The sequence below is a fragment of the Bacillus sp. XB1 genome (genome assembly GCF_053557995.1).
Genome location: NZ_JBNRIL010000001.1, coordinates 2,650,865 through 2,674,337, shown reverse-complemented (window position 1 = coordinate 2,674,337; position 23,473 = coordinate 2,650,865). Strand labels below are relative to the sequence as shown.

General features: G+C 33.1%; 24 protein-coding genes and 2 pseudogenes. 17 read left to right on the top strand and 9 right to left on the bottom strand.

Annotated features, from left to right (window positions below):
• Positions 1-425: 425 nt before the first annotated feature.
• From ACK1U5_RS13715 to ACK1U5_RS13705, 3 genes and pseudogenes are all read left to right on the top strand, one after another.
• Positions 426-1,141, top strand: a pseudogene (locus ACK1U5_RS13715) (transposase); the annotation flags it as partial.
• Between the two features lie 158 nt (positions 1,142-1,299).
• Positions 1,300-1,421 (top strand): annotated as a pseudogene (locus tag ACK1U5_RS13710) (GNAT family N-acetyltransferase); the annotation flags it as partial.
• 25 nt (positions 1,422-1,446) lie between these two features.
• Positions 1,447-1,833, top strand: coding sequence for a hypothetical protein (locus ACK1U5_RS13705; protein ID WP_000631597.1), 387 nt, complete (start codon positions 1,447-1,449; stop codon positions 1,831-1,833).
• Between the two features lie 95 nt (positions 1,834-1,928).
• Here ACK1U5_RS13705 and ACK1U5_RS13700 read toward each other — a convergent pair whose 3' ends face one another.
• Positions 1,929-3,311: an alpha/beta hydrolase gene (locus ACK1U5_RS13700; RefSeq protein ID WP_001035259.1), complete on the bottom strand. Its 1,383-nt coding sequence runs from the start codon at positions 3,309-3,311 to the stop codon at positions 1,929-1,931.
• Between the two features lie 665 nt (positions 3,312-3,976).
• The gene (locus ACK1U5_RS13695; protein WP_074596601.1) at positions 3,977-4,087 is read right to left on the bottom strand and encodes a YjcZ family sporulation protein; all 111 of its coding nucleotides are present in this window, start codon (positions 4,085-4,087) and stop codon (positions 3,977-3,979) included.
• Between the two features lie 708 nt (positions 4,088-4,795).
• Here ACK1U5_RS13695 and ACK1U5_RS13690 point away from each other — a divergent pair.
• The 3 genes from ACK1U5_RS13690 (at position 4,796) to ACK1U5_RS13680 (ending at position 7,726) form a co-directional block, all read left to right on the top strand.
• The gene (locus tag ACK1U5_RS13690) at positions 4,796-5,446 is read left to right on the top strand and encodes a hypothetical protein (RefSeq protein WP_030023572.1); all 651 of its coding nucleotides are present in this window, start codon (positions 4,796-4,798) and stop codon (positions 5,444-5,446) included.
• 867 nt (positions 5,447-6,313) lie between these two features.
• Entirely contained in the window at positions 6,314-6,748 is a 435-nt protein-coding gene (locus ACK1U5_RS13685) for a hypothetical protein (protein WP_002100802.1), read from the top strand.
• A gap of 237 nt (positions 6,749-6,985) precedes the next feature.
• On the top strand, positions 6,986-7,726 hold the full coding sequence (locus tag ACK1U5_RS13680) for a YrrS family protein (RefSeq protein WP_000532034.1): 741 nt from the start codon (positions 6,986-6,988) through the stop codon (positions 7,724-7,726).
• 553 nt (positions 7,727-8,279) lie between these two features.
• On the opposite strand, the gene ACK1U5_RS13675 is transcribed toward ACK1U5_RS13680, so the two are convergent.
• Positions 8,280-8,405: a YjcZ family sporulation protein gene (locus tag ACK1U5_RS13675; protein WP_000540377.1), complete on the bottom strand. Its 126-nt coding sequence runs from the start codon at positions 8,403-8,405 to the stop codon at positions 8,280-8,282.
• Between the two features lie 197 nt (positions 8,406-8,602).
• On the opposite strand from ACK1U5_RS13675, the gene ACK1U5_RS13670 reads away from it, so the two are divergent.
• Entirely contained in the window at positions 8,603-8,860 is a 258-nt protein-coding gene (locus tag ACK1U5_RS13670; protein ID WP_000013694.1) for a hypothetical protein, read from the top strand.
• Between the two features lie 104 nt (positions 8,861-8,964).
• Here ACK1U5_RS13670 and ACK1U5_RS13665 read toward each other — a convergent pair whose 3' ends face one another.
• On the bottom strand, positions 8,965-9,510 hold the full coding sequence (locus ACK1U5_RS13665; protein ID WP_003312697.1) for a DUF4352 domain-containing protein: 546 nt from the start codon (positions 9,508-9,510) through the stop codon (positions 8,965-8,967).
• A gap of 412 nt (positions 9,511-9,922) precedes the next feature.
• On the opposite strand from ACK1U5_RS13665, the gene ACK1U5_RS13660 reads away from it, so the two are divergent.
• The gene (locus ACK1U5_RS13660) at positions 9,923-10,507 is read left to right on the top strand and encodes a CGNR zinc finger domain-containing protein (RefSeq protein ID WP_003312696.1); all 585 of its coding nucleotides are present in this window, start codon (positions 9,923-9,925) and stop codon (positions 10,505-10,507) included.
• 114 nt (positions 10,508-10,621) lie between these two features.
• Positions 10,622-11,176 (top strand): HPP family protein, encoded by a 555-nt coding sequence (locus ACK1U5_RS13655; protein ID WP_048567718.1) that lies wholly within the window; start codon positions 10,622-10,624, stop codon positions 11,174-11,176.
• Between the two features lie 178 nt (positions 11,177-11,354).
• On the opposite strand, the gene ACK1U5_RS13650 is transcribed toward ACK1U5_RS13655, so the two are convergent.
• Entirely contained in the window at positions 11,355-11,621 is a 267-nt protein-coding gene (locus tag ACK1U5_RS13650; protein WP_000400965.1) for a YmzC family protein, read from the bottom strand.
• Positions 11,622-12,052: 431 nt separating this feature from the next.
• Here ACK1U5_RS13650 and ACK1U5_RS13645 point away from each other — a divergent pair, with 431 nt between their 5' ends.
• The 5 genes from ACK1U5_RS13645 to ACK1U5_RS13625 all read left to right on the top strand — a co-directional run bounded on the left by ACK1U5_RS13645 (position 12,053) and on the right by ACK1U5_RS13625 (position 15,442).
• Complete coding sequence (locus tag ACK1U5_RS13645) at positions 12,053-12,511, top strand: MarR family winged helix-turn-helix transcriptional regulator (RefSeq protein WP_000198626.1); 459 nt, start codon at positions 12,053-12,055, stop codon at positions 12,509-12,511.
• On the top strand, positions 12,504-13,088 hold the full coding sequence (pssA, locus tag ACK1U5_RS13640; protein ID WP_113710768.1) for a CDP-diacylglycerol--serine O-phosphatidyltransferase: 585 nt from the start codon (positions 12,504-12,506) through the stop codon (positions 13,086-13,088). The genes ACK1U5_RS13645 and pssA overlap by 8 nt, the downstream gene beginning before the upstream one ends.
• 39 nt (positions 13,089-13,127) lie before the next feature.
• Positions 13,128-13,499, top strand: a complete 372-nt coding sequence (locus ACK1U5_RS13635) for an ATP synthase subunit I (protein ID WP_000620606.1) — start codon at positions 13,128-13,130, stop codon at positions 13,497-13,499.
• A gap of 293 nt (positions 13,500-13,792) precedes the next feature.
• Complete coding sequence (locus ACK1U5_RS13630) at positions 13,793-14,446, top strand: DUF2306 domain-containing protein (protein ID WP_003312690.1); 654 nt, start codon at positions 13,793-13,795, stop codon at positions 14,444-14,446.
• 345 nt (positions 14,447-14,791) lie between these two features.
• Complete coding sequence (locus tag ACK1U5_RS13625) at positions 14,792-15,442, top strand: VanZ family protein (protein WP_003312683.1); 651 nt, start codon at positions 14,792-14,794, stop codon at positions 15,440-15,442.
• Between the two features lie 99 nt (positions 15,443-15,541).
• Here ACK1U5_RS13625 and dhaQ read toward each other — a convergent pair whose 3' ends face one another.
• Together dhaQ and dhaS are read right to left on the bottom strand one after the other, a co-directional pair.
• Complete coding sequence (gene dhaQ, locus ACK1U5_RS13620; RefSeq protein ID WP_044584198.1) at positions 15,542-16,540, bottom strand: DhaKLM operon coactivator DhaQ; 999 nt, start codon at positions 16,538-16,540, stop codon at positions 15,542-15,544.
• A gap of 19 nt (positions 16,541-16,559) precedes the next feature.
• Positions 16,560-17,126, bottom strand: a complete 567-nt coding sequence (gene dhaS / locus ACK1U5_RS13615; protein ID WP_000204212.1) for a dihydroxyacetone kinase transcriptional activator DhaS — start codon at positions 17,124-17,126, stop codon at positions 16,560-16,562.
• A gap of 178 nt (positions 17,127-17,304) precedes the next feature.
• On the opposite strand from dhaS, the gene dhaK reads away from it, so the two are divergent.
• Positions 17,305-19,056 (top strand): dihydroxyacetone kinase subunit DhaK, encoded by a 1,752-nt coding sequence (gene dhaK / locus ACK1U5_RS13610; protein WP_113710767.1) that lies wholly within the window; start codon positions 17,305-17,307, stop codon positions 19,054-19,056.
• A gap of 229 nt (positions 19,057-19,285) precedes the next feature.
• Positions 19,286-19,636, top strand: a complete 351-nt coding sequence (locus ACK1U5_RS13605) for an SH3 domain-containing protein (RefSeq protein ID WP_000946195.1) — start codon at positions 19,286-19,288, stop codon at positions 19,634-19,636.
• A 192-nt stretch (positions 19,637-19,828) separates the two neighbouring features.
• On the opposite strand, the gene ACK1U5_RS13600 is transcribed toward ACK1U5_RS13605, so the two are convergent.
• Complete coding sequence (locus tag ACK1U5_RS13600) at positions 19,829-20,380, bottom strand: DUF4352 domain-containing protein (RefSeq protein WP_001228898.1); 552 nt, start codon at positions 20,378-20,380, stop codon at positions 19,829-19,831.
• A 292-nt stretch (positions 20,381-20,672) separates the two neighbouring features.
• On the opposite strand from ACK1U5_RS13600, the gene ACK1U5_RS13595 reads away from it, so the two are divergent.
• Complete coding sequence (locus ACK1U5_RS13595; protein WP_000940662.1) at positions 20,673-21,062, top strand: hypothetical protein; 390 nt, start codon at positions 20,673-20,675, stop codon at positions 21,060-21,062.
• Positions 21,063-21,670: 608 nt separating this feature from the next.
• Here ACK1U5_RS13595 and ACK1U5_RS13590 read toward each other — a convergent pair.
• A complete protein-coding gene (locus ACK1U5_RS13590) occupies positions 21,671-22,561 on the bottom strand; it encodes a helix-turn-helix domain-containing protein (protein ID WP_000395461.1) in 891 nt (296 codons plus the stop codon).
• Between the last annotated feature and the right edge of the window lie 912 nt (positions 22,562-23,473).

Below are 23,473 nucleotides of genomic sequence, written 5' to 3'. Positions count from 1 at the left end.
AAAAAAGAGAGCCGAAGCCCTCATTGGATAAATTGGTAATGTTTTGCAAAACGGCCTTGCTGCCGTCCGTCTAGCCCCTCATAAGCTCGTTGGATGTCGTTGCAAAATTTAAAACTTATTGCTAATCATAAAAAAGACACCCAAAGGTGCCTTCCTCCGACTTGAACCGCTTTAATTTTAATAATATGTATTGGAATCCCATCAAAATAGTATTTTACTACGTTAATTAATATTGATCATTGAGAAAAAATAAAAGTACTCTTTCGAGTGCCTATTTTATTTAGATACAGTAGCTTTATCTTTACGGAAGATACCCATTAATCTTCCGATATCAGTAACAGTCATTATTAATGAAGTTTTATTAATGAATTTAACCAGCATTTTTATGTGAATCAGAACATGTGAGTGGATTTGATTTTGGAAAGAAGAAAGGGACACTCTATATTCAGTTAGATATGGAAGAACTCATCAATCAATTGTCCCCTGTTCAAACAACGGAGATTTCAGAGGCACACATTGGACAGTATCAAAAATTACCAGCTCGTGTTATTATTCATCGATTAACAAAAGAACAAACAGAGAAAAGGTTGAAGGAACAAGCAAAAAAAGAAAAGAAGAAAAGAAGAAAGGTATTACCTACAAAGAACGAAGTAAACGGTTGAGTGGGATCAACGTGTATATTACGAGTCTTTCTACAGAAAATGTTCCAACGGGACATATCCATGACTTGTATTCATTACGCTGGCAAATTGAAATTTTGTTCAAAACATGGAAATCTTTTTTTCAAATTGACAGGTGCAAAGAAATTAAGAAAGAACGCTTAGAATGCCATTTATATGGGAAACTCATTAGTATTTTACTCTGTTCATCGACGATGTTCAAAATGCGTCAGTTACTCTTGGATAAGAAAAAGAAAGAGTTAAGTGAATACAAATCTATCTATATGATAAAGAATTATTATCAATTGTTTTATGAGGGACTACAAAAGAGCATCCATGAATTATTAAAAGTTTTGCTGCGTTTGTTTTACCTTTTAGAGAAAAACGGGAGAAAATCTCATCGGTATGAAAAGAAAACCGTTTTTGATATTTTAGGTGTTGTGTATGATTATATGTTGTCAAAAAGTTTCAAGGTTGCATAATATTTTTTAAAATGCCCAGTTAATAGGTTTATTTGTTATGCCTATCTTTAGAACAGTCGTAGAAATTTAAAGGAATAATCCTCACATATAACCTCTTAGCGCCCTAAGGTTGATGGCGATGTGGCGGCATCCCATTGCTATCAACCTAACAGAACAGGTTGATAGCAAAAGTTTTTTATACAAAATAACATCAAAAAATACGTCTTGAACAAGCTCTAAAAAAGAAAGCTGAAGGGCAAGTAATCCTTTTGGAATCTTTTTAAGAGAAAATGATACAATGAAGATAATATTGGGGAATTATGGGGATGATTACGTTGCTTACTTTGATAAAATTTGTAGTTAGTTATGTTGCAAGTCTGTTTGCTTTTATTTTTGGATGGTTCTTAATTTCATATATTTTTAATCCTAGCTTTATTCACCCGGACGTTTTACATGGATTCATAAAAACTATCGTCACTTATGGTAGTATACCAGCTCTCATAGTTTGTTTACTTGGGGAAGTTTTATATAGGAAAATTAAACGATGTCGAGAGTTTCAATTTGGAATTCCTTTATTTATAGGACTAGCAGTTATCTATACACTTATACCATTTCTTTTTCTTTTTACTTTTACTTTTTCACATTTCTTTGACTTCGTTGCACCTGTTATTATGGGTTCCTTAGCGTTTTATTTAGTACGTAGAAAAATATAATTCTCGTTTTGGTGCATTATAATAGCTATCTCTGAATCACTAGTTTCAAAAAGCCTTCACGCAATAATGATTGCATGAAGGCTTTTGATGTTTGCTTATTTTTTTGTCTCGTTAACCCATGTAATAATGTCCTGGATGACGTATTCGGGAACGTTAGCAGGGATTTCATATTCACTAGGGAGGCTTAATTCCCCGTCACCCTCCGTGAAGAAATGATTCAATTTCGGATATTTTTTGAACTGAACATTCCCGCGGTTTGAAAGTCCTTTCTGCCATTTTGTATATTCATCTTTTACTGTTACTTGATAATCACGTGCTCCTTGCAGAATGAGTAAAGGCTCTTTTCGTGATTTTGCCTCTTCAACTGGACGCCACCTAGAAACATCATACATAAAATGAGGTGACCCAAAATTGTAGCCAGCTGGAGGATGATTGGGATTGAAAGTAGGATCCTGAATAAAAGCGACCTGTCTTTTTAGTTCATCGATTTCTTCCTTTGACGCCCCAAGGTATTGAGAATGATCAATAGCAATGTCAGTCAAAGGGCGTGCAGGTGGTGCGAGTAAGATGCTTCCTCGGACAAGTGTGGAAGGTGCTTTGCTTAGTATACGTGGCATTGTGCCAGCTCCTAGGCTATGTCCAAGAATGAAAATATTATTTGGATCAATGCCTTCCTGCTGCGCTGCTGATTTTGCTGCAAATATAGCATCATCTGTAGTGTCACGGTCTAACGTAACAGGTTCTGTACTCATCTTTAATGCATGTTCTAAGGTGCGTTTTTCATAGCGCAACACTGCAATTCCGTTGGATGAAAGGCCCACCGCAATGTCTCGTAAGATTTTTGTTCCCATATATGTGCTATCGCGATCATGGATGCCAGCACCATGAACAAGAACAACTACGGGCAGTTTTTCACCACGCTTATGTTTCGGAACTGTTAATGTCGCTGGTAACGGATAGGTAGAATTTCCAATGACGATTTCACGTTCTTGATAGGAGTCAGGTTGATCATAGCTAGGATGCGGGATAGTATAAGATTCCTCGGGTGGCCTTTCTCCAATTTCATCTACTTTCCCGCCAGGTGTGAATTTAAGGAGTAGCGGTATGGTAGTTCCTTCGGTATCTGCTGGAATTTCCACCGTCTGATGGACCAAGTTTCGTTCTTTTATCACGGGGGTTCCCATACTTTTTATCCCGCTCCAGCCACTTTGTGTCCACCAGTTTTGTAATGTGGTTGCTGTAAACTTGGATTGAAAAGCAGCAGACGTCAACTGTAGTGCCTCTGCATACTTACCTTTCTGGAGATATTCAAAAAATAATGATGTACGCTCCGTTAAAGAGACTAGTTTCTTTTCAGCAGATTGTTCCTCATGTGTATCTGCGTGAATAGTTGTTGTAAGCGGGAAAGATGAAACGCCTAAAGAAAAGAGTAGGGTAAAGGTAAGGACTGATTTTTGTATTTTCTTTTTTTTATTCATGTTTCAACCTCCAATATGTGATGGTACAAAACAGGTATGGTAATTAGAATTCTGGTGCGAAAACTTCAAAATATTTGCAAGCAATCTCCAAAACTTGGACATACTAATATTATTATTCTAAAAAAATGTAGATTTCTTCTCTTGTTACATGCATATTAATCCTAGAAATCATCTTTCTTCCTTCGCTTTATATTTTGATTATACGAAGCAAAGCTCTCGTTTTTCTTACTTGATACTTACAAATTCCTTAAGTAGAGGATATTTAAAAATTTTAGCTGTATGAATATGTAGCGGTACTCCTATGTTAAGAGATAGCTTAAGGAATGAGGATTATATTGTTTTTATAAAGAGTTGATGTTATGTTTGTTTTGTAACATATGGTGTTTTATGCATGTAGGAGGATTTATTGAAGAAATTATTAATATTGTTTTTATTAGCTACATTTTGTCTACAGATTACAGGATGTTCTAATAATATGGGTACACTAAGGGAGAAGTCTAAAACTTTAACAACTGTGAAGTCTAAACGCATCAATAAAGGGTGGTACAAACATATGTAATAGTTTGTATCACCCTTTATTGATGTTAAAAGTCATAAGAAAAAGGTTATAGATATTTTTCATAAAGAAAAGACACCCATATAAGAGTGTCCTTTCTAATAGTTTTTTAGCAGAAGCAACTGCATCCGATAATGATTAATAGTATAAAGAGTACAACAAGCAAAGCAAATCCTCCAGCAAAACCACAGCCTTCTCCGCAACTGCCACCATAGCACATAATAGTTCTTCCTTTAGGTAAGAGGATTAAAACTAAGGTTCATTCATGTATTTTAACGGGTTCACTTTACTTTATGTTTTTAAGAATGAATGGAGTAGGTTCTTTTGAAAATAAAGAAAAGCCCCCCTAAAGTGCCTTCCTTCGACTTGAACCATCTAATTTTAATAATATATTGGACTCCCATCCGAATACTATTTTACTATGTTAATTTTTTTGTTCATTGAGGGGTACCGCCACATTGCTATCAAGCTAAGGCTAAGAAAGGTCAGTTTCAGAAGGGATTTTTTCTTATTCTAAAAACCAGTGCAAATCATTGGGGATTCTGCATATCAAATAAATCCTAACGGGTTTCATTTTTAAAATTAAGCGGCTTAATTATCAGACATGGTCCAATTGTAAACGACACCTAATATATTAAAGACTGTTTTCTCCCTGTATCGATGGGGATTTTCGTCCGTTTCGCTGTAAGAGTTTCAGCAGGCGAAGAAGAATATTTGAAAATCTAATATTTTTTAGAATCGTAACCTTTATAGGTGGAGTTGTATTAGTAAATTCATGATAGCTATAATAAAAATTTTTAAACAATACCAATTAATTTTGTATTTTAAAATTAATACTTGCAAATCCAATACGCCTCGTATACAATCTGCATACGAAATGTATACGAAATGTATACGAATTGTATACAAAATGTAACGAGAGGTGAAAATGATGGCAGAAACATATCGTAAAGCTAAGGTATTAAAATTTCTAGACAAATTACGTGAAATGAAAGAGATGAATATAAAATATTCACAAATGTATTTGATAAACTTAAAAGAATTAATTCCTCATATGGAGAATGATATGTTTTTTCTAGAAAATGTAGAAGAAATAGAAGATATTTTAGAAAATCTACAGTTTAAGAAAGAGGAAGAAAATATTGTTTTATCAAGAGAGCAACTCATGTTTTTTAAGGAAGCAACTAATGCTATAACAACAATTAAAGATATCAATATTATTTTAGAAGAAGCTGGAGAGTTTTTTGACTTAGATATTCCTGAAAGAAAAGTGAAATCTGGAATGGTAAATTACAAAATCCAATCCATTGATCCAATGGATATGACTGGTATTAAAAAGCAATATTATATTATGTTAGGGGAAATTGGTGTATCATACCCTGATGGAACAGGCGATGAAGAATTTGTAGCGGCTGCAAATAAAGTATTTCTGGAGTATGTTACACATAATGATATTACAAAAGTAGATGATGGTTTTATTGTTTCGCTACCGGTATTTGCTTCTCATCAAGTGATAAAAGATTTAACGAATGCAGATTTAACAGTTCTTGCAATGATTCCTATAAAAGAAAAAGAATAAGAAGTCATAGAAAATAAGTAAATGGCTGAATTAAAAAATCAAGTATTAGAGAGTTTAGAGGAAATATGTGAAACCGATATAATAAAAGAAAATCCATAAAAAGCTTTGAATTTCTTGAGCAAATAGTTATAATTCATCAAATACAGAAATAGACATACAAAAATACCATCCTTTCCTATGATTCTACAGAAAGAATAGCGTATTTTTTATTTTAGGGGGGATTTTTGAAGAAGGAATTAATACAATATGTAAAAATACTCTGCTATCTAGTGAACAGTTTTATACTTTCCGAATAATAGTCAAATAAATGGATGATACTATACTTATATAATCATTATCAGGAGAATCTGCAGATTTGCAGATCCTTTTTTATTTTATCGAAAGTAAACTTTTAGCCAGCAGTTTATTTTCCTACTATTGATTTTTTATACGTATTTGGTGAAAAATCAAGGAGCTGCAAAAAAATACTATACCGAAAGTTCGGTATAGTAACGTGCATATCAAAGATTCCACGTTGGTATATCTCCAAAAGAGTCATAAAAATCTATGTTTTTTTAATTCAGTTGCAAACTACAAAACTTCTTTTTAAAGAAATGTATGTACATACAAATTATATTTTATTCCATAACTCTCTAACTTTTGTTCATGGTAGTCTGATATTGAAAAAATATAATATTTGGTACGACATCACTTTGTTTTTTTATAAAGTTTTGTAATTAAACTATAATATTGTATTTTTTTTGTATTATTGAAATTAGTAATAATAAAATGTATTATTGAAAAGCACAATTTATAATTCAAGTAATCAGGACTATGCGCCCATTATAATTTGAACATTCAGAAATTATAATATTGTCTAAAAATGAGGTGAGATTCATAGAAACAGTACATATTAAATGGTATGGAATGTATAGTATAAATGATTTTTATAATAGGGAAGAAGCTTCTAAGAAGGGGATATTTGCAATCTCTAGAGTATGTGCTAAGAGTGTAACATTGCTATATATAGGACAAACCAAAAGAAGCTTTATACAAAAGATAAGGGAACTTAATAAGGAGTGGCCTTTCGATGAGAGCGAATTAAAGATTACATTAGGAATAATAGAATTCCCTAGTGGTGAAATTTACTCTGAAAAGAAGGTAAAAGAGATAAAATCCCTTTTGATTTTACGACATACCCCATTAGAAAACGAAACATCTTTATTATACTATAGAGGGAAATTTAATTTAAAAATTATAAATAAGGGAAGAAGAGGTTTAATTGTTAAAAAGCTTTCTACAGGAGATCTAATATGGACATAATTGGAATCACCTTTGAATAAAATTGAAGGTTTCTTAAGTGCAGAAGCTTATCAATTTTTAATGTATTAAACTATTTTGAATAACATATGTCAGATACTTGAAAAAACACAAATTTTATTATGATATGAAATCCTGTATGGAAAGTGTAGTTTATTTCTATTGTTTAATAAAAATATTAAGAATTTTAGGGATAATACATAAAGAGTAGAGGAGAAAGTAAACACGGAGGTTTGAAGAATGGGACAAGTAAGCAGATTTCAAGAAAAACAACAGAATCGTCGTCAAAAGGCAATTTTTAATATTGCATTTACTTTGGTATTAGTGACAGTTGGTATAGTGACATACCAATTGTTTACCCCTTCTAATACATCAACGAAAGCAATTGCTCAAGAAAAGAAAGTAACAAAGATAGAAGAGAAGAAAACTGAAGATAAAGAAACAGCAAAGATAGAAGAAAAGAAAACTGAAGATAAAGAAACAGCAAAGATAGAAGAGAAGAAAACTGAAGATAAAGAAACAGCAAAGATAGAAGAGAAGAAAAATGAAGATAAAGAGGCAGCAAAGATAGAAGAAAAGAAAAATGAAGATAAAGAGGCAGCACAGCTAGAAGAGAAATCAAAAACAGAAAAATCGGTAAAAACGAACGGAACTGAAAATAATGAGGAAGAAAAAACGGCATCTCAAGAAAAGGGTTCTCAAACTAATCCTTCTTGGAAGCCAATTGGTACCGAGCAAGGAGCAAAACCTGAAATGAAATTTAAAGAAGGAACAGTAGATTGGAGTGAGATGAAAAAAGCAATTTCTTATGCTGTTGATGTTCCAGAGAGCCAATTGATTTTCGATTTTATTGGGAATAATGGTAATAATAAAGCCTACGGTAATGTACGAGATAAGCAAAATAATAAAAAATATAAGGTTAATATTGATTGGGTAGAAAATCAGGGGTGGAAACCAGTATCTGTACAAGTGGTAAGATAAATAATAGAAATGTAATGATGTAAATCAGCTGTCCATATGGACAGCTGATTATTTTTTTTGCTTAGCGTATTTTTTTGAAAATGCTGGTGGTACCTCGTTGAGAAACAGGAATTAAATCTATATTTTGTTTTATTTACCTCACTACTTTATCCATAACTTCTTTATATTTATAATAGTAATTAGTTTCAAATAAATAGTTGTACGGAAGAAAATGTTCCTTGTAAGTAGTAAGCATCCTTTGCAATTTTAATTTATAATTATTTATAAAAAAGAAAAGACACCCTAAGGTGCCTTCCTTCGACTTGAACCATCTTAATTTTAATAATATATTGGACTCCCATCCAAATATTATTTTACCATGTTAAATTGTTTTATTCATTGAGAAATATAGTTTCATTTTATATTTAAAAGAATTCTATAGGCTAGAACCACCTATTAATTAGGGGGAACTGACATGTTAAGCTAATATTATAATACTTCTAGAACGGAAATTTTGAGCAATATGTATACGAGCCACATATTAAAAAAAAGACACTCTCAAGAGTGCCTCTCCTTAGCAGCCGAATCCGCCGCCCCAACAGCTAGCGCCAACGATGATTAATAAGATGAAGAGCACAACAAGTAAGGCAAATCCGCCGCCGAAACCACAGCCTCCACCACAACTACCGCCATAGCCCATATTAACTCCTCCTTCCATAAAGACCATTTATTAATGGATTTAATTTACTTTATGTTTTTAAGGATGAATGGAGCAGGTCCTTAAAAAAATAAAAGGACTTTGGAAGTTAAAAAGAGTTGACGACCTTATTTTTGTCACCGGCATTTCGTCTTCTACATATTGTATTTTATTCTGTGTATTGGGGGAAGGAGGATCTTATGGCTAATTCTGAGATGATTTTACGTTTACTTACGGATTTAAAGATTGAACAACAATTGCTGAAAGAACAGTTAGAGAAAATGCAAACAGCTGTGACTATTCTTGAAGAAAAATCAGTGACGCTTAAAGAAAAACCAGCGACGCTTAAAGAAAAAACAATGACTCCTGAAGAAAAACCATCTGTTACAAAGCAAAGAGCTTTTTCTGGACGCCCAACATCTTTTCGTGATTGGAGAGCATCTAGTCAAAAAAATTAGGGAATGTTATGTGAAATAAAAAATAAAAAAGTACAGTCTGCTGTAGAAAAGACTGTACTTTTTTATGTTAGTAGAGAATGTTAAGGAAGACGTATTTATTTTGCCTATTCCAATTCCACTTTTAATTGGAGCTCTTTATCTAACTTATCATTATTAAATTTTAAAGTTAATCCTCGCGTGTTTTTCGGTACATCGAATACAATGTTTCCGTCCGAATGTTCATCAGGGCTAACAATACCAAATTTAAATGTAGAGGTATTTGCAGCTTTAAGTACGGATTGATATTCATTGGAAATGTGATATTCTCTTCCAAATCCATCAATTAATTTAAAGTTGTTAATATCTAGTGTAATGGGTTCTTCTTTACGATTATAAACTGCGATGTCTAATACTTTAAAGACACCTTGTGCTTTAACTTCTCCAGTCCCTATAACATCTAATGACTCGGCAGATCCCATTGACATGTATACATCAGAGGAATCTACATTGGTAGGAAGTTCTTTTTGCGAATCCTTGCTGCTAAGTTTGTCATTCTCTGTTTTTTTAGAAGTCGCCTGCTCATTTTTCGCAGGCGCATCATGTGAACCGCAAGCTGATACTCCAAACAAGAATGTGCTACATAATAATGGGGCTAATAACTTTTTGTTCATCGTTTCTTCCTTCCAAAATAGAAGCACTTTAATGAGTGCTATATATTTGTCTTTATATGTATTACATTTTATATCTTATTATATTAATTTTGGAAGGAAAAGGGAAAATATTGTGCATTTCTCTGATTCGAGTTATTTATCCGTCTAAAAGTTGAAATTAAAATGAGCCCCATAAATGATAAACCATTCCACTAACAAAAAACACTAATCCTAAAAATAAAACAATTAAAGCAAGTATTCCATTTTTATTATGTTCCATAAAATTAGCTCCTTTTTCATTTACTTACATACAAAAAGCCTTTAGTCGTAATTATGGCTAAAGGCTTGGATCTTCATACTTTGTAGTTTATAAAAAAGTTGCACTGCTGTATTAATTTGGAATATGATTATTTAAAGAGAAGGTGATGAGTACATGCAGGACAAAAAACAATTCCCGCTTATATCTGGAAATCTCTCATTAGATTTAGTAAATACAGAGCTAGTTAGGCGTGGACAACGTTATGATTTATTAATAACAAATGAAGATGTATTAGAATGGCTACATGTAATAAAGGTTAATCTTCCTTTTTGGAATGAAAAAACATTTATAAGGATTCAAGAGCGCACGAATCAAGTTACATCTAGCATATTAGAGGTAAGAGAAGTACTGAGAAAACAGTTTGAGGCAATTGCTGATCAACAAGAGATTTCTAATGATTTTATTACGTATTTAGAAAAACAAATTGAGAAGGCACCATTTACATATAAAATCATTGAACAACAGCTAGTATCTATCCCGGTTGGAGAAATCGAGGATATACTCGCATCGTTAATTGCATTTGATGCTTTAACGTTAATAGCAGAAAATAAGCTTATTTTCCTTAAAAGGTGTTCAAATCCTGACTGTGTTTTATTATTTATAGATAAGAGTGGGAAACGAAAATGGTGTTCTATGAAAATATGTGGGAACCGGAAAAAGGTAGCAAAATTTCAGGATCGAAAATTTGAAGAAGTCTAGAGAATCAACTTATAACAGTTGATTCTTTTTTTATTCTTTAACTAACCTCTAAAATTGATATTTACAGGTTAGTTATGTCGAGTTATAATTGTTGGTAAATAAAGGAGGAGAACGATGGATAATATAACAGCAACTAAGCAGAAAGATCCTCAACCAATAAGTGTACGCTATTTTACAAAAATGAAAGGGAAAGGAAGAAGTCCATTACAAGTAAATATAAAGGACTCTTTAACAGGACTACTAGGGGGATTTTTAACGATTATTACTTTAACATATTTAACGAGCATAACCTCTACAGAATTATTAATGGCTCCATTTGGGGCGAGTTGTGTATTAGCATTTGGAGTTTGGAATGCGCCATTATCTCAGCCGCGTAATATTATTGGAGGACATTTGATTTCAACTTTCATCGGTCTATCAATATATCATTTGTTTGGGAATGAATATTGGACAATTGCTTTAGCAGTGGGGATGGCAATAGCCGTTATGATGTTAACGAGAACGACGCACCCTCCGGCAGGCGCCGATCCGATTATCGTAATTTTAGGGGCAAATAGTTGGAGTTATTTAGTAACACCAGTTTTAATTGGCTCCGTTGTTATTGTAGTTATTGCTTTATTCATTAATAATATGAGTAGTAAAAGAAGTTATCCAACTTTTTGGATGTAGTTTGTGAAGTGAAAAATAATTTAAGTGAGTATTCTATTCTTACTATGTTTTATTTTTTATATAGTAAAAGCCTTAGTCGTAATTGCAGCTAATGACTTGGGGCCTCATACTTTGTAGTTCATAAAGAAAAGACACTTTAAAGTGTCTTCTACAGATTTGAATTATTTAATTCATGTAATTAATATTCGTTAGCATAAAACTCTTTTATTAATTTTATTTCATTTGTATCTGGATTAAACTTAAATATTTTAATTTGATTCGATTCGTCTTTGTATGCAAATGTATTCTCACCAACTTGGGTCATATTGCTGGTGTTTAAGATAGGATCGCTACCGTGATCAGTAATTTCCACAGTTTTCTCACGATCCCAGAATGCAATGACAATAATCAAAATGATAAGACATACCCGTATAAAACGTAATTCTCTTGCAACAGGATGTTCCATCTGTTAGTCTCCTTTACTGTTTGATAGAGTTTGTTTATAAAAGAGATAATTGCAATGAATATAAATAAAAAAGACACCGTAAAGTGTCTTTTTTATTTTAGTTATGCGCATTACTTAATAAGACGCTAGTTCCTCAGTCTGGCTATGAGTAACTATGTAGGGTGATTCCATTATAACATTTTAACCAGTAATGGGTCTATATGGAATTTAATTGATTTTCTTTTTGATTATTCAGAATCACTTACCAAGTATTTGGATGAGGAAAGCAGTGAGACAGAAGCGACTAAACTTGTTTTAGAAGAGTGTCTTCTTTTTTGTATCATTGTGAGTAAAGTGTAGAGCTATATTTCCCTTTACACGAACATAAAGGTATAATATAGTTTAGTTAAGTTAACTAAACTATATAAAAGCGTGACTGGAGGAAGAACGCTATGACGAGATCATATAAAGAAGTAATTAATGAAATGAATCGAGCCTACACGGAACTCTACATTTTACTATTTCAAGATTTAAAGGATGAGTTTGGTCTTACTGGACAGCAAGAGAGCATGCTATTTCATATTCATTTAAATGAAAACACGACAGCAAATAACATTGCGAATACGTTTAATATAACGAAAAGTGCGGTGAGCCAAGTTTTATCGAAATTGGAAAAGCAACAGATGATTTCAAAACAAGTGAATCCGAATAATAAAAGGGAGTATTTTCTTACACTTGGTCCAAACGGTAGTAAGTATATGGAGCAATTGTCGAAGTTAGATGATGTATTAATTGAGAAGTATTTCTCGAAAATTGATATTGAAGCGTTGCAGCAAATGACAGAGACGTTAACGAAAATAAATAAAGTGATATTGGAAGAAAAGCAGAAGGATCTTGATTGTAATGAGTAAGAACTTAGATGAAGCAATTAGTAGAAAGGAGGAGAAGCATGTGATGAGTTACATACCAAATATGATTACGATAGCAAATTTTGTGTGTGGGCTTTTGGCTATTCATGCTGTTTTCGTTGACGATATGCATGGTGCAGTTATGTTCATTATTACAGGTATGGTATTTGATCTGTTTGATGGTATGGTCGCTCGGAAACTAGATGCTGCTTCGGAAATAGGCGGAGAGTTAGACTCATTTGCGGATTTAGTGACCTTCGGTGTGGCACCATCTATTCTTGCCTATAGTGTCGCTTTAAAAGATTTGCAGTTTATCGGGATGATATGTGCGCTCGCTTACAGTATTTGCGGAATGCTTCGGCTTGCGAGATTTAACACACAGCAAAGCAAACTCCCAACATTCATCGGAATGCCCATTCCATTCGCGGCGATGTGTCTCCTCATTTTATGTCGCCTAAATAATCCAGTTTCCGTGGCATTTGGTACAAGCGTACTCGCGTATTTAATGGTGAGCAAAATCAAATTTCCTCATTTTAAAAAAGATATAGCTGAAAGCTTGGATTCTGAAAGCTTGGATTGATAATACGGAATTACAATGAGAAAGATAAAGGAGAATAACATGATTCGTATGGCATTAAGATCATTCAACATACAAATGTATTGTTTGCTAGGCGTAATGTTATTGGGATGGCTCGTGACACCTTTTTCAGCCCAGTTTGTCGGGATAAGCATTGGCCTTTTGGTGAGTATGTACTGCGCCTGGATTTTAGGAAGGCGTATTGAAAAGTTCGGAGATAGCATTGTAAAAAAAGAAAAAGCACCGATGCTCGGAATGATAAATCGGTTCGCAGCCGCAATACTCGGCGCGATTATTATGTATGAAATTGAACATCATGAATTCATGTGGACATTTGCAGCTGGAATTATGGGTGGGTATTTCTTGATTATTATTAATTTGGGGTATTACAGTATGAGGGATGAGAAGGGATAGATGGGTAAACTCTCAAGTATAGAATGATATACTTAAGAGTTTACTCATTTTAAATTTATCTATTACTTGTTGTAACATATCCATTAGAAAAATCCCCATTGCTGTACTGTTTAGCTTTTTCAGTACGTCTAACAATATAACATATATATTCATTATTTTTGGAAATCTTAATCTATTAAATGTCCCTTTTTCGGAGGTCACTTCATTTCGCTAGAAGGCTTTTTTATTTTTCCCGAGAATGAACAGTAATATATAATCTAATTTTCGTGAATGTAATGGGGAGGCAGTAAAATATGAACAGAAAAATTTGGTTTGTATTCACTTTTTTTGCTCTTTTAGTATCTGGTTATATTGTTGTCCAATATTCTATTATGGATGGATTTCAAACAGGGCTTGTAAAAGCGAAGCTTATGTTTGGATCTAAATTAAGTGATTTCTGGTATAGTATGTTATTTATACATATTACGACTAGTATAGTAGCATTAGTAATTGGTCCTTTCACATTATCCACTAAATTTAGAGATAGGAATATCAACCGTCATCGAATAGTTGGGAGAATCTACATGGTTGGTATATTATTAGGAGGCGTTTCTGGACTATACCTATCTTTTTATGCTACGGGAGGATTGGTAGCGAAGCTAGGCTTTGGTTTGTTATCCATACTTTGGCTAGCATCAGCATATCAAGCATTACATAGAGTTAAGAATAAAAAAATTAAAGAGCATCGGAACTGGATGATTAGAAATTATTCTTTAACCTTTGGAGCAGTTACATTAAGAATTTGGCTACCGTTGTTTATAGTTCTATTTGGAATAGAGCGGTTTGAATTTAGTTACGCTATTATTGCTTGGTTAGCATGGGTACCTAATTTAATTTTGGCAGAATTATTCATAAGAAAAAGACTTAATAAAGGAAAATACGAAGGAAATGAGGATTTACATTTTTGATGTGAATCTGCTGTTATATTGAGGACAGAATTCTTCAGTAATTCAATACTTTTATAGGTGTAAGCATGGCGTTACCTAACAACGAATAGCGGATTCCTAATAAGAGTAATAATAAAAACTAACATAAAATTTAAGAAAAATTTTATATTTACCCTACTTTTTATTTTAAAAGTTTTTCCTATCCTATAAACAAGTTACATCAAGGAGGAGACTGAAAATGAAGGAGTGGGGATTTTTTATTTTTAGTATATCCCTGATATCCGAAGACAAAGTAGAAGATTAAATATATGAACAAATTACCAGTTCTTAAATAATAGATGAAAATGTAAAGTTAGGGGATTCCACATGCATACAGGAGTTTTGATTAGTTATTTGTATACGTATTTTTTTACTATAATTTTTTGTATTTTGTTTCAAATTAGATTTTATTTTAAAGCGAAAAGAAACATATCTATTCGGCATTTTCTATGGGTATATATTTTTCTATTCTATCTTTCGCTAGTGTATAAGGTGACGCAAATCGCGACTGTATGGGATATAAGTAGATATGAAACGTGGATTCGTGTAAGTCAAATCAACTTGACTCTATTTGATACGGCAGGTAGTACGACGTATCTTTTAAATATTGTACTGTTTATGCCGTTCGGCTTTTTATTACCGACTATTTGGCCGCAGTTTAGAAAAATGAAAAACACCGTATGCGCGGGATTCCTTTTTTCATTGGCAATTGAGTTAAATCAATTACTAAATAATAGAATTACAGATATTGATGATTTATTTACGAATACCCTCGGAGCGATTGTTGGGTATGTATTATATAAAGTATTATATACAGCGTTATTTAAATTGATATTGAAAAGAGAGGAAAAAGAGTTTGATACGAACTCTCCTTTAGTCATAAAATACGAGGCTGTTTTTTGTTTAGTGTGTTCATTTGTAGGTGCAATGTTAATTTATCATCCAGCTTTATTTGGAAGACCTGTAATCATCCAGTGAGGTAATTACGAATTTCTTTTGAACGCTCGTGCGATATTTCAATTTGTAAAAAGCCTTTAACTTGTTATAGTTAAAGGCTTTTATCATCATAATTTTTACTTACCAATTACCCACTCTAACATCCACCTTCAACCACTTCACCCAATCCAAATCCTCTACCTTAAGCAAACTAAGCGAAACACCCTTCATATCTAAAGAAGTTAACAGTGTACCAACTTTTACGAATGTGACTTGCAATCCTTCCAGTTCAAACAAACGGCGAATGTCGTTTGCGAAAATGTATTGTTCCATTAATGGAGTTGCGCCGAGTCCATTAATGAGGATAGCGAAGTTGTCTTCTTTTCTCCAGCGATAAATGCTTTTAAGTTTGTTCATTAGTTCGATTGCTAATATTTCAGAAGAGGATAGTGCTTCTTTACGATATCCTTTTTCTCCGTGAATGCCGACGCCGTAAAACACTTCATCGTCATTTAATGTGAATGAAGCTTTTCCTTTTACTGGATCGTTGGCAGGGGAAAGGGCAACTCCTAATGTGTGTAAGTTTTCAGTGATAGAACGGCCAAGTGTTGTTAGTTCTTCTAAAGAATGGCCTTCAAGAGCGGCCGCACCAAGTATTTTTTGAACGAAAACAGTACCAGCGACGCCGCGTCTTCTTTTATTAAAAGAAGCATCATCTTCAATTGAAACGTCGTCATTTACGATGATATGGTCAATTTTTCTTCCTTCTTCTTTAGCGATCTGCTCAGCCGCTAGAAAGTTCTCAACGTCATCTTTAAAGTTTTTAATGATGAATAAAATACTTTTATCTTTTGGCATGAGGCGAGTAGCCGCTACAATTTGTTCCACTGTAGGCGGAGTGAAAATGCTGCCGTTTACTGCCGCTGTAAGCATACCTTTTCCTACATAGCCAATATCAGCGGGTTCATGTCCGCTACCACCGCCGCTTATAATCGCGACGTTTTGCTTTAGTTTTTCGATATCCTTTACATAAATGATGTTATTTGTTTCGTCGTAATTTACTTTGTCGTTATGTTCAAAATAAAAGCCATGCAGCATATCTTGAACGATATTTTGTACATCATTCATAATCTTTTTCATTGCTTTTGCCACCCTTTAATTACTTTGCTGATTGCTCAAGTAATAGTAGTAATTGATTGTTTATCATATTTTTCATAAGAGAAGACATAATGGAAGGATCTACTTCGCACTTGCTTTCAATCCAATCTTTTATTGTTCCAACGAAGCCGTGACTATAAAAGGAGGCAATCGTATTTTTTGTCTCATCAGAAAGGCTGAATCCACAGCTTACAGATAGTTCATCAATAATCTTCATATATAAGTTTTTCGTATGCTCAAATAAATAGTGATTAAACGAGTTTTGCTCAATAACTTTAAAAGCATTTCGGTAAAATTTTTGATTTTCATAAAAGTAATCAAATAATAAATCAAAAATGTTTTCCCATTTTTCATAATCGAGAAAGTCTATAATATTTTCTTTCGTTTCTTCTCTATAAATCCAGCTTAATAGTTCAAATTTATCTTTAAAATGATAATAAAAAGTTTGCCTACGCATTTGACAGTGTAACATAATATCGCTCACTGATATTTTATGAAACGACTCTGTTTCCATTAAATATTTCAATGAGTTCGCGATTATCTTTTTAGAAATTATAGAAGAGGTCATCTGAATCATCCCTAGAATGTTAGTAATATAAAAATCCTATCTATAAATGAGAGCGGTGTCTTTAGACAGATTGTCCATTTTGTCCGTTTACTATAAAACGCTTTCATTTTAACATGAGTAGTAAGAAGAAGATTTCAAATATATCACAATATATTAAAGGAATTGAGGGATAATCACAATGAAAAAGATTATAAACAAACCAGAAACATTAGTAATGGAAATGTGTAACGGAATGGTTATGGCTCACCCAGAGCTTGAACTTTTGAAAAAATATAAAGTTATTAAGAAGAAAGAAATGAACGAAAACAAAGTAACGTTAATTAGTGGCGGCGGTAGTGGCCATGAGCCGGCACATGCAGGATTAGTCGGAAAAGGAATGTTAGATGCGGCGGTGTGCGGAGATGTTTTTGCTTCTCCTTCACAAATTCAGGTATACCAAGCAATTAAAGAAACAGCTAGTAAAAAAGGTACGTTATTAATTATTAAAAATTATAGCGGCGATATTATGAATTTCAAAAACGGTGCGCATTTAGCGAAAGAAGATGGAATTGAAGTCGACTACGTAAAAGTGGACGATGATATTGCGGTAGAAGATAGTCTGTATACAGTAGGACGCCGCGGCGTTGCAGGAGTTATTTTAGTTCATAAAATTGCCGGCGCAGCAGCGGAAGCAGGTATGGATTTAGGAGCGGTGAAAGCTGTCGCAGAAAAAGCAGCGGCTAACGTGCGCACAATTGGTTTAGCGTTAACGTCTTGTACAGTTCCAGCGAGCGGATCACCTACTTTCACACTTGCGGAAGATGAAATGGAATACGGCGTAGGTATTCACGGCGAGCCAGGAATTAAGCGTGAAAAAATGTTGTCAGCAGATGAACTAGCGAACCGTATGACAAATGACCTTGTAAAAGATTTAGGAGTAAAAGATGGCGAGGAAATCGCACTTCTAGTTAACGGTTTTGGCGGAACACCACTGCAGGAACTTTACTTATTTAACAATGCAGTGACGCGAGAATTAGCTGCTAGAAACATTAAAATTAATAGAGTATTCGTCGGCAACTATATGACGAGTATCGATATGGCTGGTATGTCTTTAACTGTAATGAAGTTAGATGATGAGTTAAAAACATTACTATCGAAAGAATGTAACACACCAGCGTTTAAAGTAGATGGACCAGTTGAAAGTGTAGAGTATGTAAATGTACTTGAAGAAACAGAAGAGAAGGAAGTTTCATTTGAACTAGAAACGGCGGAAGAACACGCTGTTATTAAAGATAATGTCATTACATTAAACAACATGATTTATCTCGTTGATAAAATGAGCGATATTATCATTAAAAATGAAGTACCGTTCTGTGAGCTAGATACGCATGCAGGTGATGGTGACTTCGGAATGAGTGTTGCAAAAGGATTTAAACAATTAAAACGTGAGTGGCATTCTATTGTAGAACAAGAAAATGTAACGATCGGATCATTCCTTGACGGTTGTTCTATGATTATTATGGAACATTGCGGCGGCGCTTCTGGTCCAATTTGGGGCGGTGCATTCCGCGCTGCTAGTAAAGCAGCAGGCGAGAAGCGCGAGTTAACAGTAAAAGAATTCGCTGAAATACTGCAAGCAGCACTGCAAGGCATCCAATCTATCGGTGAAAGATCATTCGGCAGAGGAGCAGTAGTTGGTGATAAAACACTTGTTGACGCACTTGCTCCATGTGTAGACTCTTGGTTAGATAGCGCCTCAAACGAAGTAGACGTAAAAACTGCCTTTGAAAAAGGTGCAGAAGCAGCGGTTAAAGGAGCAGAGTACACGAAAGAAATCGTAGCTCGCATGGGCCGCGCTGGTACAGTTGGCGAAAGAAGTTTAGGATACCCTGATGCAGGTGCACATGCGCTTGGAGTTATCTTTACGGAGATTGCGGGTAGTTTGAAATAGGAATGAGAAAGTCCCTCTGTCTTAAGACGGAGGGATTTTTATATAGTTGATATGTAGAAGACTTCTTTCGGTGCTCTCCCTGTAAAATATGAGTTTGTTACTATTTTTGATAAAATCTTATTTCAAAAATACAACTAATATTTCTCAACATTAATATATTGAAAATAGTTAGAATATTTAAGATAATCATTTGTGAAGAAGTAAATTATAAAAAAAGGGGGAATTTATTTTGTTACGTCGTTTATCTATTTGTACAGTACTAACAGCTTTTATATTTACTTTATTTACATTTAACGGCTCTGCTTTCGCAGCTACGAATACTACTGAAAATGAAACAGTAGTAGCAGCTTGTGCAAAGGGAGGTACGGTAGGTGTATATGGTGCAAAGATGCGCAGTGGTTATACTGTCGATTCACCTGTCTTACATACATTTAATGATGGCACGAAAATTACTGGAACATGGGTAACTGGTGAATATGTTCAAGGTCATTACAGTAATTCTAAACAGTGGTTAAAAGTTACATATAAAGGGATGACAGGTTATGTATCCCATACAACACTATATAACGTTTGCTCATAAAACTATGTACTATAATAGCTTTGGATATATTGAGCTAATCTCTTCTAGAGATTAGTTCTTTTTTATCTCTTAGTTTTTAATGGGGCATTTTTTGAAAAAGACCAACGATTCATTAAATCGATGGTCTTACGTTTATATAGTATTCATTTGTATCTATATCAAATTTTTCATTGCTTTTTGCTTATTTCAGATTTAGTTTGTTTGTGATTGCAGCTTATCAATTTTCCAGTATGTTTGTAGAGGGTCTAAAGAGCTTTCAATATAAAACATATATTCATCTGCGGTACGTGGTACTTCAAAAGCTATTTTCAATTCTACCGTTTCATTTGGTTTAACTTGTATATCAGAAGGGTTTTGATCAAGCACCTTTCCTTTATAGATCTTTCCGTCTTTTTCATCTTTTAAGTTATATTTTAATTCTGATAATCCAATCGTTTGACCTCGTACATTTTTTACAGAGACATTAACAATGACGGAATCGTTGCTAGCATTTAAATATGCACTTTGAACAGCGGTCAAGTAATAGCCTCCCTTAACACTCTCACCAACTAATAAAATACCTTGTTCCAAGCGGCTTATCTCTTCTTTTTCTTCAAAATTTATTAATTCTTCATTTTCATTTTTTGCGGTTGGTTCTTCTATTGGACCATTTTCAACGGCACTATCTGTTTTATCTTGTGTGCAAGCAGCCGTAATACTGACTAATACTAGAATGAAAGTAAGTAATATAGATAATTTTCTCATAAAATTTATCTGTCTCCTTAAGTTTCTCAATTTTGTGCAGCTATACATATAAGATTAACATAATGTCTCATTATTGGCTCAAAATAGGGGATCTTTTAGACATCTTATTCTTTTTACTTTTAATATACATTCGATTGGTTCTCGCGATATTTGTTAATCTTTTAAAACATTGGCTTAGTAATACCAAGGGTTATTATAGATATATTAATCATATAATTTGTCCATATCAAAATGAACGTTTTTTGCATTTAATATATTGTAAATATATTTTATTTTGGAAGGATCTGATTATATGGCTCATAAATCTACTGGAGTGTTTCGAGTTCCAGTTTCTGAAAATGGGATTATTCCAACTGCTCTCAACATTATGTTAAACAATGATTCACGCTGCCATACTAGTAATGTAACGGTAACTGTTAAGAGAAGTCGAAACACCTTTTTCCCAACTCAAAATGAATTAGTTGAAATCTCTCGTACTTTTGTTTCTTTAGAACCAAACAGAACAACTAAGATTGTGTTGTTTACTCCAGAATTTCAAGTAGAAGATTTCCTTGATGTCATCATTAGTGGAAATAAAGAGGATGTTAAGGATGTTCTTGTATATTCTTTCTTAGCAGATTCAGTAGGTCACAATCTGCCATCTACTGTTTTCAGAAATGCAGAATACACTTTTGCTTGCTGACACTGTGATGATGTATTCTTTCCTGTCGTATATCTGAATTGAAATGTTACAAGTAGCACTTCACGGCATATAATCTATCGGTGAAAGGTCATTCGGCAGAGGAGCGGTAGTTGGTGAAAGAAGTTTAGGATATCCAGATGCACATGCGCTTAGGGTACCTTTACGGAAATTTCGGGTAGTCTGAAATAGAAATTAGAAGATCCCTTCTACCTTAAGGTGGAGGGGGTTTCTTAATATTATTTTTTGATATATATTGCTAAATATGTTCCAATAATTCATTCTATTGTATTGAGAATAATGTCATCTACATCAAAAAAACGGCTTATAAAAGGAACTGGTATTTGAAGGAGTTCCACCTCAAACATACTCCAATGCATATAAATATGTTTGAGGTGGATTTATTAACGAATTTTATATAGCATGAATGAAAATGGGATAAATAAAACAATGTTTCTTAGTATGTTTTTAAGAATTAATTGAGCAGGTCCTTTTGAAAATAAAAAAAGACACCCTAAGGTGCCTTCCTCTGAATTAAAACAATAATATGGTTCTAAGTTTAAAAACTATTGGGATTTTTCCTGTGAGTTTTATAAGTAGTTTTTAAGAAATTATGAGTGGTTATTTTTGTTTTCGAAATATTCTTCTTTAATTATTTGTAATTTTTTTTCGTTTTTTGTTAATTCAAATATAAATAATGATTTTCTCATGTTATTAGCAACATCTTCTTCATTATATTGTTTAAGCTTTAATAAATTTGAACCTTTTCCATAGTATAGTTCACCCAATAAGTAAAAAGTATTTAGATTAATAGCTAATTGGATACCCTTATCAATGTATTTTATTGCTTCTTCGTATTGATATGTGTAACTTAAATTTTTTGCTAAATTATAAATGATTTTCAATTTAATTTCTTTATCTCTAGGAAAATCTAATTTGTTAAAATTATTTAAACATCTTTTAAGGATAGTAATACTTTTTTTGTATTCTTTGTTTTCTGCATGAAGTATAGCCATTGTATGTAGAATATCTATTTCTCTCTCTGATAAAAAATCAATATTGGTTACAGTTAGTTTTAGTGCATTATTTAAAAGAGTTAAAGCCACTTTTGTTGAGTTATTCACACAATATATAGCAATTGCTTCATGCCATATTAGAAATTGTTTATCTTCTTTTGTTTGAAAATTATTTGTGTATTTTTCTCTTGTTACTATTTCATAAAGCTCTTTATATTGATGTTGCCTTATGCAATCCCTCATTACGTATTTTACATTTTCTGTATATTTTAATTTCTTGTTTTGAGTTAGTGCAAATATACTATTTGGATCAACACCGAGTCTTTCTGATAATTGATATAACAATATGCTAGATGGATAAATCACACCTTTTTCGATCTTACTAATTTGACTTTGTGAACATATTCCGTGACATAAGTCGGATTGTGATATATTTTTTTTAATTCTAAGTTCTTTAATGGTAATACCCAAATCGTTAAATTCCATTTTTTCACCTACTATTTAGCACTTTATTAATATAAGAACATTCTCTAACCTTAATGTAATGTAAAGTTAATATAGTTGCAATTATTGTTTTAAAGGGCTTATCGTTTCTATAAGATGGTAAGATTTTTTTATGTACAAAAAAGACACTCTAAGGTGCCTTCTTGCGATTTGCTCCATTGTAATATGGTATTGGATGCCAGTCCAATTATTATTTTACCACGTTAAATAGCTTCGGTTATTGAGAAAAAAGACAATTCAAATAATGAATATGATTTAAAAAAGGACTTATATAACGTAACATATGAATGTTTCGTAAATGTATCAAAAAAGTGAACAAAAGCGTTAATTTAAATAAAAAAGCTCCGCGATAAAAGCTGCGGAGCTTCATAAGGTCGAGTTATGTCGTACTCACAAGGGATTTTAACATGAATGTTGTGGTAAAAATACTGGTAAATTTATCCCGTAAAATCCCGATTGGTTTAACTAATAATCAGTGGGGGATGAATAAAACTCCCACTGATTAAAGTTTCACTTCATTCGAAGGAATTCATGTTTTATAAATTAGATTATGAGAGTTGATATTCTCCATATTGACCAGAAAAGAACTAAAAATTCTAGTGAAATTCCAAGTGTTCGTTTCCTAGTTTTTTGAAATTCTTTTATTAAATAGCCAACAGCACTAATTGCTATAAGAATGAAAAGAATAAATTCGAGTGTAACTGGCATTTTATCTACCCCTAATACTGTAATTTATTATATAAAGATTATAAGATATTTTTGTGGCTAGTGGTGAAAAATTCAATAGAACTATTTCTAAATGGAGTAAACCTTTCAACGGACCAAGCAAAGGTCAATACAAAAAGTGTTATACAATATACGCATGGAGAGCCGTGGGGCTAAAGAAATATTGGA